This window comes from Microbacterium tenebrionis, from assembly GCF_020682665.1.
Lineage (GTDB): Bacteria > Actinomycetota > Actinomycetes > Actinomycetales > Microbacteriaceae > Microbacterium > Microbacterium tenebrionis.
Genome location: NZ_JAGTTM010000002.1, coordinates 627232 through 640574, shown reverse-complemented (window position 1 = coordinate 640574; position 13343 = coordinate 627232). Strand labels below are relative to the sequence as shown.

General features: G+C 68.5%; 11 protein-coding genes. 6 read left to right on the top strand and 5 right to left on the bottom strand.

The features are described 5' to 3' along the window. Positions 1-106 precede the first annotated feature (106 nt). Entirely contained in the window at positions 107-1180 is a 1074-nt protein-coding gene (locus KEC56_RS08395; protein WP_227530572.1) for a winged helix DNA-binding domain-containing protein, read from the top strand. A 72-nt stretch (positions 1181-1252) separates the two neighbouring features. Here KEC56_RS08395 and KEC56_RS08390 read toward each other — a convergent pair whose 3' ends face one another. Next, positions 1253-2695: a helix-turn-helix domain-containing protein gene (locus KEC56_RS08390; RefSeq protein WP_227530571.1), complete on the bottom strand. Its 1443-nt coding sequence runs from the start codon at positions 2693-2695 to the stop codon at positions 1253-1255. A 119-nt stretch (positions 2696-2814) separates the two neighbouring features. Between KEC56_RS08390 and KEC56_RS08385 the strand changes: the two genes are divergently transcribed. Beyond that, entirely contained in the window at positions 2815-4680 is a 1866-nt protein-coding gene (locus KEC56_RS08385; protein WP_372456256.1) for a phosphoenolpyruvate carboxykinase (GTP), read from the top strand. A gap of 189 nt (positions 4681-4869) precedes the next feature. Here KEC56_RS08385 and KEC56_RS08380 read toward each other — a convergent pair whose 3' ends face one another. After that, entirely contained in the window at positions 4870-6759 is a 1890-nt protein-coding gene (locus KEC56_RS08380; protein ID WP_175985769.1) for an ABC transporter ATP-binding protein, read from the bottom strand. Positions 6760-6786: 27 nt separating this feature from the next. Continuing rightward, positions 6787-6993 carry an AsnC family protein gene (locus KEC56_RS08375; protein WP_175985770.1) on the bottom strand — a complete coding sequence of 69 codons (207 nt, stop codon included), beginning with the start codon at positions 6991-6993 and terminating at the stop codon, positions 6787-6789. A gap of 141 nt (positions 6994-7134) precedes the next feature. On the opposite strand from KEC56_RS08375, the gene KEC56_RS08370 reads away from it, so the two are divergent. From KEC56_RS08370 to KEC56_RS08355, 4 genes are all read left to right on the top strand, one after another. Further along, on the top strand, positions 7135-8088 hold the full coding sequence (locus KEC56_RS08370; RefSeq protein WP_227530570.1) for an alpha/beta hydrolase: 954 nt from the start codon (positions 7135-7137) through the stop codon (positions 8086-8088). Between the two features lie 57 nt (positions 8089-8145). Continuing rightward, positions 8146-9177, top strand: coding sequence for a CdaR family protein (locus tag KEC56_RS08365; protein WP_227530569.1), 1032 nt, complete (start codon positions 8146-8148; stop codon positions 9175-9177). Between the two features lie 131 nt (positions 9178-9308). Then, positions 9309-10361, top strand: coding sequence for an alpha/beta fold hydrolase (locus tag KEC56_RS08360; RefSeq protein ID WP_175985773.1), 1053 nt, complete (start codon positions 9309-9311; stop codon positions 10359-10361). Between the two features lie 36 nt (positions 10362-10397). Further along, on the top strand, positions 10398-11432 hold the full coding sequence (locus KEC56_RS08355) for a S66 family peptidase (protein ID WP_227530568.1): 1035 nt from the start codon (positions 10398-10400) through the stop codon (positions 11430-11432). Between the two features lie 59 nt (positions 11433-11491). Here the strand turns inward: KEC56_RS08355 and KEC56_RS08350 are convergent, their stop codons facing one another. Together KEC56_RS08350 and KEC56_RS08345 are read right to left on the bottom strand one after the other, a co-directional pair. Further along, on the bottom strand, positions 11492-12874 hold the full coding sequence (locus KEC56_RS08350) for an MFS transporter (protein ID WP_227530567.1): 1383 nt from the start codon (positions 12872-12874) through the stop codon (positions 11492-11494). An 88-nt stretch (positions 12875-12962) separates the two neighbouring features. Next, positions 12963-13322 carry a Fe-S protein gene (locus KEC56_RS08345; RefSeq protein ID WP_227530566.1) on the bottom strand — a complete coding sequence of 120 codons (360 nt, stop codon included), beginning with the start codon at positions 13320-13322 and terminating at the stop codon, positions 12963-12965. Between the last annotated feature and the right edge of the window lie 21 nt (positions 13323-13343).

Here is a 13343-nt window from a genome sequence, read left to right as displayed (position 1 = left end):
CGGCCGGCTGGAGGTGCAGACTATCCGGTCGGTTCTGGTCGTCTGTGACCGACCGATTCGATACGGCATGAGCGGCGATGTCCGACGCGCAGGGCAAGATGGGGGCATGAGGCCGGAGATGCTGCGTCAGGAGCGGCTGCGGTCGCACCGGCTGTCGGCCCCTGCGCGCTCGGTGGCGTATGCCGCGCAGCACATGCTCGCCGTGCAGGCGCAGGAGTTCTGGGCCGGTCGCTGGGCGCTGGCCTCCCGCACCGCGGGCACGCCGACAGTGAGCGCGGTGGACGGCCTGTTCGACCGCGGTGTCCTCGTGCGCGCGTGGACGCAGCGCGGCACCTTGCACATCGTCCCTGCACAAGACCTCGCGTGGATGCTGCAGGTGACCGGTGCACGCCAGATGCGCGCGCAGGAGCCGCGGCTGCGCGAGCTCGGACTCGACGCCGAGGCGCTGAAGCGGGTCGAGCACGTCGTTCGGACGGCGCTGCGAGGCGGCAACGCCCTGACACGCGCAGAACTCTTCGACCTGTTCGTCGGCATCGGCATCGACCCCGCCGGGCAGCGCGGCGCCCACGCGATCGGAGCCCTAGCGCTGCGCGGCATCATCTGCCAGGGGCCGACCGTCGCGCGACCGGGCGGAGTGAGCCGCGAGCAGTACTTCGTGCTCGTCGACGAGCACATCGGCGAGTCCGCATCGCCCGTCGATCCCGCCGCCGAGATGTTCGCGCGATACATCGGCGGGCACGGTCCGGCGACGGCCGCCGACTTCGCATGGTGGGCCGGTGTCACGCTCACGGCGGCGCGCGCCGCGGCATCGGCGGCGCAGAATGACGAGCGCATCCACGAAGTGGACGACGGGCTCTTCGCGGCGAGCAACCGGCCGCGGCGCAGCCCGCGCGCGGCATCCGTGCTCGCGCTCGCCTCATTCGAGGAGTACTACATCTCGTACGCCGATCGCACGGTCGCGTGCCCGCCCGAGCACCTGGCCGCCGTTGGGCCGGGCAAGAACGGCATGGTGCGCCCGATCATCGTCCGCGACGGCGTCGTGATCGGCACCTGGCGGCAGTCGACGGCGATCGGCCGGCACGCCGAAGATCCCATCCCCGAGCTCCTGACGCCAGGCGCCGCGGACGCGGCCGACATCGGCGCAGCGCTCGACCGCTACGCCGCCTTCATCACGGGGTGATGCTGGATGCTTTTCGTCGGTGTCACGCGCTCGGAACCGACCGAAAGCATCCAGCATCGCGCGCTCCGCAGATCACTCCGCTGCGTGCCGATCGAGGAACGCGTACACCTCGCTGTCGTCGACGCCCGGGAACGCGCCGCGGGGGAGCGGCGAGAACATGTGCGTGTGCACGCGGGCGCTGGGCCAGGAGCGGCCGTTCCACCGATCCGCCAAGCCCGGATCGGGTCGCCGGCAGCACGCCTCGTCGGGACACATCGAGACGGCGCGGTCCGACGTCTCCCGTCCGCGCCACCACCGTGCGTCGTCGAAGGGCACGCCGACCGTGGCCGAGTACTCGCCGTCGCTGCCCGAACCCGTTTGCGTCGCGCACCAGAACGTGCCCGACGGGGTGTCGGTGTACTGGTAGCGCTCCGTCGTGCGGTTCTGCTGCTCGAACGCAGCCCGTGCCTGGAACTTGCGGCACACCGGCTGACCCTCCACGGCGCCGGTGACATCCATCGGCAGCGGCAGATCGTCGTTCTCGTACACGCGCGTGATCGCGCCGCTGCCCTCGACGCGCAGGAAGTGCAGCTTCATGCCGAGGTGCTCGGTCATGAGATTCGTCATCCGCATGCCCGCGGCCTCGTGCGTGACGCCGAACGCGTCGCGGAAGTCCTCGACCGCGAGGTTGCGGTCCTTCTTCGCCTGCTGCAGGAACGCGATGCCCGCCGTCTCGGGGATGAGGCACGCGGCCGCGAAGTAGTTGATCTCGAGACGCTGCTGCAGGAAGTCGGCGTAGTCGGTCGGCGGCGTGTGGCCGAGCAGGCGATGCGCCATCGCCTGCAGGGCCATGGACCGCAGGCCGTGACCGCCGGGGATGGATGCCGGCGGCAGGTAGATCCGGCTGTTCTCGAGGTCGGTGACCGAGCGCGTCGAGTGGGGCAGGTCGTTGACGTAGATGAGCTCGAACCCGAGTTTCTCGGCCATGATGATCACGGTCCGGTGGGTGAGCGCGCCGCTGACGTGCCCGGCCGACTTCAGCTGCTTCTCGGCGAGCTTCTCGATGTCGCCGATGTAGTTGTTCTGCGCGCGCATCCGCAGGCGCAGCTCGGTGTTGGCTCTGCGGGCCTCCTCGGGCGTGGCGATCGCCTCGCGCTCGCGGCGCTGCAGCTCGCGGTGCAGCCCGAGGATCGATTCGATCGTCTCGTCCGGCATCCCCTTCGAGACGCGCACCGGGCTGACACCGAGCTGCCGGAAGACGGGGCTCGCCTGCGCCTTCTCGAGTTCGATCTCCAGCCCTGCCCGCCGGTTCGGCGGCTCGCCCGAGATGAGGTCGGCGACCTCGGTGCCGGTGGCCTGTGCGATGGACTGCAGCAGCGAGAGCTTCGGCTCGCGCTTGCCGTTCTCGATGAGGCTGAGCTGCGAGCCTGCGACACCGACCTTCGCGCCGAGTTCGTCGAGGGTGAAGCCCTGCGCGACCCGGTGGTGCCGGATGCGATGACCGAGGGTCGTGAGATGGATGCCGGAGCTGCTCATTCCTTGAGCATAGCGAAAGAAGTGCATTTCTTTAGATCGAAAGTGGCCGAAAACACTCGCCTGGGTTCCGGAGGATAGATACAAGAACCGATCTCTACGATCCCTATCAAGGAGCAGACATGGCTATGGTCGAGACCTTCACCCCTCGCGTTCCCGCGGTCTCCGCAGCGCGAACCCTGGGCGCGGCTCCGACTTATGACACGCCGGCCATGGCAGAGCTCACGGCATGGGTCGAGGAGATCCGCGAACTCACCCAGCCCGCAGCGGTCCACTGGGTCGACGGCTCGGCCGCCGAGAACGACGCGCTGCTGCGCGGGCTGGTCGACGAGGGCAAGCTCATCAAGCTCAACCCTGAATGGCGTCCCGGCTCCTACCTCGCCCGGTCGCACCCCAGCGACGTCGCCCGCACCGAGGCGCGCACGTTCATCGCCTCCGAGCACGAGAAGGATGCCGGCCCCACGAACAACTGGGCAGACCCCGCCGACATGCGCGCCAAGATGACGGGCCTCTTCGAGGGCTCGATGAGAGGTCGGACGATGTACGTCGTGCCGTTCTCCATGGGGGCCGTGGGCGGCCCGTTGTCGCACATCGGCGTCCAGGTCACCGACAGCGCATACGCCGTGGCGTCCATCGGCATCATGACCCGCGTCGGCGATGCGGTCACGCGTCAGATCGCCGAGGGTGCACCGTGGGTCAAGACGGTCCACTCCGTCGGCGCCCCGCTCGCACCGGGCGAGGCGGATGTCGAGTGGCCGTGCAACGACGACAAGTACATCGTCCACTTCCCCGACTCGCTCGAGGTCTACTCGTACGGATCGGGTTACGGCGGCAACGCCATCCTCGCCAAGAAGTGCTTCGCGCTGCGCATCGCGTCGGTGATCGCCCGCGACGAGGGATGGCTGGCCGAGCACATGCTGCTGATCCGCGTCATCGACCCCCAGGGCAAGGCGTACCACGTCGCCGCGGCGTTCCCGTCGGCCTGCGGCAAGACGAACCTCGCGATGCTGCGCCCGACGATCCCGGGCTGGAAGGTCGAGACTCTCGGCGACGACATCGCCTGGATCCGCCCCGGTGAGGACGGCCGCATGTGGGCCATCAACCCTGAGGCCGGCTTCTTCGGCGTCGCACCCGGTACCGGTGAGTCGACGAACGTGACGGCGATCGAGACCCTCTGGGGCAACACGATCTTCACGAACGTCGCGCTCCGCCCCGACGGCGACGTCTGGTGGGAGGGGTTGACCGACACACCGCCGGCCAACCTCATCGACTGGCAGGGCAACGACTGGACGCCCGAGTCGGGCCGCCCCGCGGCGCACCCGAACTCGCGGTTCACGGTCGCGGCGGCGCAGTGCCCGCAGATCTCGGACGACTGGGAAGAGGCCGTCCCGCTCGACGTGATCCTCTTCGGCGGCCGCCGGGCCACCAACGTGCCGCTCGTGGTCGAGGCGACCGACTGGACGCACGGTGTCTTCCTCGGCTCCACGATCTCGTCGGAGCGCACCGCTGCCGCCGAGGGGACGCTCGGCGAGCTGCGCCGCGACCCGTTCGCGATGCTGCCCTTCTGCGGATACAACATGGGCGACTACTTCGCGCACTGGCTCCAGGTCGGTCGTGAGCTGCGCTTCGACCGGGCTCCGCGCATCTTCCAGGTGAACTGGTTCCGCCGCGGTGCGGACGGCCGCTTCCTGTGGCCCGGCTTCGGCGACAACGCCCGCGTGGTCGACTGGATCATCCGCCGCATCAGCGGCGAGGTGGCAGCGGTCGACACCCCGATCGGCCGCCTGCCGCTGGTCGAGGACCTGAACCTCGACGGCATCGACGTGCCGGCCGAGGACCTCGAGGAGCTGTTCTCCGTCGACGCTCAGGCGTGGATGGCAGAGGCCGACTCGACCGAGGCGTTCTACGACACCTTCGGCGAGACGCTGCCGGCTGCGCTGCGCACCGAGCTCGCCTCGCTCCGCTACCGCCTCGAGAAGGCGCAGTAGCCGCACAAGACCCGCGTCGGCGGGATGGCAGGGACGAACCCATGGCTGAGTGGTCCCGCCATCCTGCCGCCGCGACCACAGCCGGGCGCTCCGCGTCCGATCGACCGGGCCTGTCCCGATCTGCGGACGTTTCGGGGGAATCAGTCTGCAGATCGGGACAGCGTCCGCATATCGCGACGCGAGTGGATGCTACGCCAGGAGCTGATGCCTGGCGAGATCGCGGTACAGCGGCACCTGCTCGACGAGCTCGGAGTGCGTGCCGGTGCCGACGACCTCGCCGTCCTGGAGCACGACGATGACGTCGCTGTCGACGACCGTCGAGAGCCGGTGCGCGATCACGACGAGTGTCCGATCGGCCGAGACCGCGTCGATGGCCTCGCGCATGCGCTGCTCGTTCACGCCGTCGAGAGATGACGTCGATTCGTCCAGCAGCAGGATGGGCGCCTCAGTCAGCAGCGCCCGTGCGATCGCGAGACGCTGGCGCTCGCCGCCCGAGAGCATCACGCCGTCCTCGCCGACCGGAGTCTGCAGACCGAGCGGGCCGCGTTCGAGCACGTCGCCGAGGTTCACGGCGCGCAGCACGCGCTCGCAGTCCGCGTCGGTGGCGTCGGGGGAGGCGAGGCGCAGGTTGTCGGCGAGCGTGCCGGCGAGCGTCGGAGCATCCTGCTCGACGTAACCGAAGTTCGCGCGCAGCTCGGCGCGCGGATACGTGCGGATGTCGTGTCCGTGCAGCCGGATCGAGCCGCCCGTGGGGTCGTAGAAGCGCTCGATGAGCGACAGGATCGTGCTCTTGCCCGCGCCGCTCGGACCGACCAGCGCCACCCGGGCGCCGCGCGGAACGTCGAAGGACACCCCGCGCAGCACCTCGGCGTTCTCGACCGGATCGCGGTCGTCGTCCGCCCGCTCCAGGTGCGCGTCGACGAGCAGGGTGCGCGCCTCATTCGCGGCCGCCTCGCGGGCGGCGATCACGGCGTCGGGGTAGCGGAACCGCACATCGCGGAACGAGATGGCGGCGGCATCCGCATCGCCGTACCGGTCGTCCGAGAGGGATGCGGCGATCGTCGCATCCTCCTGATCCTCCGTCGGCAGGTCCAGCACCTCCTGGATCCGCCCGAGCGCGCCGAGCGCCTGGCTCACCGAGGTGATCGCTCCGAACGTCGTCGCGAGCGGCATGATGAGCATGAAGAGGAACATCACGAACGTCACGAGGGATGCCACGCTGATCGCCCCGGCCGCGACGCGGAAGCCGCCGACCCCGAGGACGGCGAGCAGCGACAGCTGCAGCGCGACGCCCGCGATCGGCACGACGAGGGCGGAGACCTTCGCGATCCGCACGCCGATGCCGTACGCCTCGCCCGCGAGCCCGCTGACGGCATCCGTCTCGCGCTCGGTCGCCCCGGATGCGCGCACGGTGCGGATCGAGCCCACTGCGCGCTCCACGGCCGATGCGAGTTCGCCGACCTTCACCTGCTGCGCGGCCGACGCTGTGCGGATCCGGCCGCTGAGCAGCACGACGACCGCGAGCGAGACGCCGACCACGACGACGATGATCAGTAGCAGGAGCGGATCGATGATCAGCATGGCGATCAGGGCGCCCAGGAAGAGCAGGACGCTGCCGACGGCATCCGCGAGACCCTGCGTCAGCACGGCGTACAGGAGGGTCGTGTCGGTGCCGACGCGCGAGACGAGGTCGCCGGTGCGGCGGGCGTCGAACTCGCGGATCGGCAGGTGCAGGATGCGGGCGATGAGCTTCCGGCGACTGGAGTGCACCACGGCCGTGCCGGTGCGCTGCAGCAGATAGTGCTGGTAACCCGAGATCACCGACGAGATGATCACGAATGCGACGAGCGCCCACACGAGCATCCCGAGCGGCTTGCCGTCCTGGACGAACCCGATGACCTGGCCGACGAGAAGCGGCTGGACGAGCGAGGTCAGCGCTCCGATGACACTGAGCACGGCGACGACGATCAGCGTGCGCTTGTGCTCGAACAGGAAGGGGAGGAGCTGGCGGAAGGTGGCGCGCGGACCGTCCTGCGGCGCGCCGCGTCCGCGTCGGCGAGTGGGCGCCGTACGAGACATGCGTGACCTCGATCTGAAGAAAAGGGCTTACCTACGACCGTACTTCCTGTGCGCGGCCTGTTTCGTCACGCCGAGGGCGCCGGCGATCGCCTGCCAGGAGTATCCCGCCAGACGTGCGCGGCGCACCTGCGCCTCTTCGGCGCGGGTGATATCGAGACGGATACCGGCGAGCCGGTGCAGTTCGGCGATCGGCTCGCCGTCCGGGTCGAGTGCCTGCGCGGTGTGAGCGGTCATGGACGTCAATGTACGTTGACGACGGGTGGATCGTCAAGCGATGTTGACACCGGACCGTCGTGTCCATGGATTGTGACTCCGTGCACGTGCTGCGCATGTGATCATGAAAACAGCGGCGAGTACCCCGATGAGGAGCACATCATGCGGCATCCGCGTATCGATCCGGAACTGCGCGCGGCCCTGACCATCGTCGGTGGTGTCTTTCCTCCGACGATCACGCCGGAGCTCATACCGTTCATGCGCCGCTCCTATGCGTCGGGTCCGCGGGACGAGCTTCTCGCAGGGCTGCCGGTGACGGTCGACGACATCGAGTTCCCCGGCTATGAGGGCGCTCGCCTCAGCGCGTCGATCGTGTCACCTGAAGGCACCGGCGGGTCTCTTCCCGCACTGCTCGCGTTCCACTCCGGAGGCATGATGTTCGGCGATCGGTTCAGCGGAATGGACGTCGCTCTCACGCTCGTCGCCGAACTCGGCGTGCGACTCGTGACGGTGGAATACCGGCTTGCGCCGGCGCATCCGCATCCGTATCCCGTAGAGGACTGCTACAGCGCGTTGGCCTGGCTCGCCGAGTCGAGTGCCGCCCTGCAGATCGACCCGGATCGTATTCTTCTCGCCGGCGCAAGTGCCGGTGCGGGGCTCGCCGCCGGCGTCGCGCTCCTCGCCAGAGACCGAGGCGGCCCGCAGGCGTGCGGGATGCTGCTCGACTACCCCATGCTCGACGACCGAGGCGTGACAGCCTCGACATCGGAGTTCGACGGCATCGGCGTGTGGGATCGCGTCAGCAACGAGACCGGTTGGCGCGCGCTGCTCGGCGAGTCGGTGGGCTCCGACGACGTGTCGGAGTATGCGGCACCCGCTCGGGCGACGGACCTCTCGGGACTGCCGTCCGCCTTCATCGACGTCGGCACCGAGGAAATCTTCCGTGACGAATCGGTCGAGTTCGCCGCCCGCCTCTGGCACGCAGGGGTGCCGACTGAGCTCCATGTCTGGCCGGGCGCATTCCACGCCTGCGACATCTTCGCGCCGCACACGACCATCGCGCGCGCGATGATCCGTGCGCGCACGGACTGGGTGCGGCGCACTCTGCTGCCGTGAGACAGCCGCGCTCGGACAGCCCCGGGGACATAATGGAGTCCTGGCGAAGGAGACATGATGCAGGAGCTGCTCGGACGCATCCACTCGCTCGATCCGCACGCCAGCGAGAGCATCCGGATCATCGCCTGCTTCGACGAGCTCATGGCCGGAGGAGTGTCGATCCACGGACTGGTCGCGGCTGCCGCCGCCCTGTCGGGGTCGACGGCCGGCGCGGAATACTCCGGCAGATTCATGCGCGTCGCCCGCTCGGGTGAGGCGCTTGTCGCTGATCAGACGGCCCATGTCAGACGCGCGCACGATGACGATGGCGTGCGGGTGTGGATCGAGGGCGACGAGGATGCTGTGCGCCTCAACGATGACCTGCTTCTCGAGCGGCTGTCACTCGCCGTGCGGATGCGACGAGATCATGCCGACCGCACACCACCCCGCCGGGATCTCGCGCTCCTCATCGATCCGACTGTTCCCGAACCAGACCGCCTCGAGGCGGCGTCGCGGCTGCGGCTGTCGTCGGAGGAGACGTTCCGTGTCGTCCTCGCTCCGCTGTTCGCGAGCTGGAAGACGCATCCGCGCGGACCCGAAGACGTCGTGCCGACGGCATCCGGGCCGCTGCACGTGGCGCTCATCCGGGGGAGCGACCGTCCGGAGGGAACACCGGCGGGAATCGGAGTCGCGACACCACTGCGCGATCTGCCGACGTCCTTTCGCACGGCCATGGTGGCGGTGCGACTCCACGACGGCAGATCAGTGGAGGCATCCCACGCGGATGATCTCGGAGGCCTCGCCGTGACGCTCGCCGATCTCGCGCAGCAGAGCGGGCACGAGGACCGCGATCGTATCACGAGCGTCACCGCACACAGCTGGGGCGCGTCGACTCTGGACGCGATCATCCGCACGACGACGATGCGTGAAGCAGCGCGTGTCCTCGGCATCCATCCGAGTACCATGGCCGCGCGGGTGGATTCCCTCACCGCCGCGCTGGGCTTCGACCCGATGACCGGACTCGGCCGCACGAGAATGGGCATCGGCTTCCTACTGTGGCGCGTGCAGAGCTCGACCGTGCTCGACGCGGTGACGGTCCCCGCCGACTGACCCCGACAATCGTCGGTGCCGCTGCCCCGCATCGCGCACCTGTCTGTACCGCGGGCTTGCGCGGCACGACACGATGAGGGTGCCGTCGATCGGAGAGGATCGTGCGGACCCGATCACGAAGGAGTGTCGCCATGCTTGAGAACCCGTACTACACCGCTGACGTCCACAAGGACTTCACGCTGATATCCATCGGCGAACTCGCGCTCGAGGAAGGTGGCGTGATTCCCGACTGCACGCTGGCCGTGCGCACCTGGGGCACGCTGAACGAGGCGCGGGACAACGCGATCCTGATCACGACGTGGTACTCCGGCACTCATCAGATCTGGGCGGACGCGTACGTGGGCCCCGAGCACGCGCTCGACCCCGAGAAGTACTTCATCGTGTGCGTGAACCAGATCGGCAACGGCCTGTCCGTCTCGCCGCACAACACAGCGGACGCATCGATCTCCGCGTCACGGTTCCCCCACGTGCGTATCGGTGACGACGTGGTCGCGCAGGAGCGACTGCTGCGAGAGCACTTCGGCATCGAGCGGCTGGCCCTGGTCGTCGGAGGATCGATGGGCGCGCAGCAGACCTACGAATGGGCGGTACGCTTTCCCGACAAGGTGCTCCGCGCGGCGCCGATCGCCGGAACGGCGAAGAACACCCCTCACGACTTCCTCTTCACCGAGACGCTCAATGAGCAGATCTGGTCGGATCCGGGCTGGAACGGCGGCGAGTACGCATCGAACCTCGATGTGCACGACGGTCTTGCACGTCATTCTCACCTGTGGGCGACCATGGGATTCTCCACGGAGTTCTGGAAGCAGGAGAAATGGGCAGACCTCGGGTTCGCGTCGTGCGACGCGTTTCTGAGCGACTTCCTCGAGCCGTACTTCACCGCGATGGATCCCAACGCGCTGCTCACCATGGCCTGGAAGTGGCAACGCGGCGATGTCTCCCGCCACACCGACGGAGACCTCGCGGCAGCGCTGGCTCGCATCACGGCGAGGGTGCTCGTGATGCCGATCAGCGAGGACATGTTCTTCCCCGTTCGCGACTGCGCGGCCGAGCAGGCGCTTATTCCGCGGAGCGAACTGCGAGTGATCGACGACGTATCCGGGCACCTCGGGCTGTTCGCGATCAATCCCGCCTTCATCCCGCAGGTGGATGCCGCTCTCCGCGAGCTCCTCGCCGCCCAGTGAGGCGGCAGGCGGTGTCGGTGATGTCATGATGGCCTGATGCTGACACCGCCCATGCTCACCCCCGGCGACCGTGTAGCGGTGCTCTCGCCGGCGTTCGCCGCACCCGCAATCGCTCCGGCCCTGCATGAGCAGGCGATGCGCCGGCTCACGGAACTGACCGGTCTGATTCCGGTGGAGTACCCGACGACACGCGAACTCGGAGCCTCGCCGGAGGCGAGAGCGGCGGATGTCAACGCGGCGTTCGCCGACTCGTCGATCAGGGCGATCCTCGCGACGATCGGCGGGGACGATCAGATCCTCGTGGTGCCGCATCTGGACGCCGCGATCGCGCAGGCCGACCCGAAGCCGTTCATCGGGTACAGCGACAACACGAACATCCTGAACTGGCTGTGGGGCCTCGGCATCCCCGGCTTCTACGGCGGCTCGACGGCCGTGCACCTCGGGCCGGGTCCTGCGGTCGACGTCATCCACGCGCGATCGCTGCGCGCGGCGCTGCTCGACGGCGGCGAGCTCGAGCTGACCGAACCCGGCGAATCCGAGGACGTCGGCCGGCGCTGGGAGGACCCGCGCGCCCTCACGGAGTTCGGCGATCGCGTCCCCACCGAACCCTGGGAATGGGCCGGGCCGGCGAAGCGCGTCGAGGGACGCACATGGGGCGGATGCCTCGAGGTGCTCGACGGGCTGGCGTTCGCGGGGCGGCTGCCGGCGGCATCCGATCTGGAGGGTGCGATCCTGCTCATCGAGACGAGCGAGGAGCGGCCGCCGGCGTCCTGGGTCGGCCGATGGATGCGCGGCCTGGGGGAGCGCGGCATCCTCTCGGCGATCGCCGGCGTCCTGGTCGCGCGTCCGCCGGTGAGCGACTTCGAGTTCCGTCCGTCGCAGGACGAGGCCGCGGCGCTGCGCGCTGCCCAGCGCGATGTCGTCATCGAGACCGTCGCCCGCTACAACCCGGATGCCGTGGTCTGCGTCGGCGTGCCCTTCGGTCACACCCGACCGCAGTGGATCGTTCCCTACGGCGGCCGGATGGTGCTCGACGGCTCGGTGCAGCGCGTATTCGCCGACTACCGCTGAAGTAACGCAAATGACCGCATCTCAGCGTGAGATGCGGTCATTTGCGTTACTTGAAAGGGTTACAGCTCCGCGCTCTGCGCGAGGCCGAGGTCTGCCTCGTAGTCGTGGTCCTTGGTCTCGGGTGTGAAGATCAGCGCGATGAACGTCAGCACGCCCATGGCCGCGAGATACACGCCCACGAGCACGGGCGATCCGCCGGCGGCGCTCCACAGCGCCACGGCGATGAACGGAGCCACCGCCGCGCCCAGGATCGACGACACGTTGTACGAGATCGCCGAGCCCGAGTAACGGACGTTGGTCGGGAACAGCTCCGGGAGCAGCGCTCCCATCGGGCCGAACGTCGTGCCCATCAGCATGAAGCCGATCACGAGCAGCGCCTGGGTGAGAGCACCGGTGAACTTCGGGTCGGCCTGCGGCAGCAGGAACAGGTTGAACGACAGCCCGAACACGATGATCGCCGCCGTCACCCACATGAGCAGGCGGCGCCGGCCGACCGCATCCGCGACCGGGCCGGACAGCAACGTGAAGATGCCGAAGAACACCACGCCGATGATCTGCATGAGCACGAAGTCGGTGTACGCGAACCCGAGACCAGGCACGGCGGCGTCGGTCTGCGCGGTGCCGTAGGTCAGCGTGAAGTTCGTCATCAGGTAGAACAGCACGTAGGTCGCCAGCATGATGAACGTGCCGAGGATCAGCTGCTTCCAGTAGTGGCGGAACACGGTCGCCAGCGGCATCTTGCGGATCGCGCCGACCTCCGACGCCTTCTTGAACGTGTCGGACTCCACGAGCTTCAGCCGCACCCACAGGCCGATGATGACCATGACGGCCGAGAACAGGAACGGGATGCGCCAGCCCCACGCGAGGAAAGCCTCGGACTTCAGCGACGGGTCCTCGGCGTGCGGCAGCAGCCAGTTGATCCCCAGGAAGATGAAGTTGGCGATGATGAAGCCGATCGGGGCGCCGAGCTGCGGGAACGAGCCGTACCAGGCGCGCTTGCCCTTCGGGGCGTTCTCGGTGGCGACCAGGGCCGCTCCCGACCATTCGCCGCCGAGCGCGAAGCCCTGCGCGAGACGCAGGATGAGCAGCAGGAGGGGCGCGACCCAGTTGATCTGCTGGAACGTCGGCAGAACGCCGATGAGGACGGTCGCAATGCCCATGGTGAGCAGGGATGCGACGAGCGTCGCCTTGCGGCCGTACTTGTCGCCGAAGTGTCCGAAGACCATCGCGCCGATGGGGCGGGCGACCATGGCGGCGCCGAAGACTGCGAAGGACGCCAGCAGCGAAGCCGTCTCGTTGTCGCTCGGGAAGAACAGGATCGGGAAGACGAGGACAGCGGCCGTCGCGTAGGCGTAGAAGTCGTAGAACTCGATGGTGGTGCCGACGAGGCTCGCCGTGATGACGCGCGAGCGGGGGTTGGCCGGTTTGACGGTGGTGCTCAAGGTGCTCCTGACGATCGGGTGCCCGAAGAACGAGCACCCGGGGAGTTTACGCCTTCCTGAGAATCAGCTGTGCACAGCTCGCCGCGTGTTACCGCCAGAGCAGGGCGATGCCGGCGTTCGCGAGCGTCAGGAGGCCGACGAGCCAGAAAACCGCGGGGGGCACGGTGGCACCGCGCTTCTGCCGTCCGGCGCCGATGCCCAGCAGTGCGCCGATGATGAGCAGCACCACGAGTTTCGTGCCGATCTTGGCGTAGTTCATCTCCACGCCGTCAGCGAGGCCCCAGGGGGCGGCGAGAGCCAGGCCGGCGGCACCGGCGATCGCGAGACCCCAGTCCATCATCCTCGTGATCTGGCGCTTGCCGCCGAAGGCCTGGGCCGCCCATGCCCCGAAGAGCACGGCGAAACCGACGAGGTGGACGAGGACGACGACGTGGCGCAGGGTCTCCATGCCGTCAGGCTAGCCCTGCGC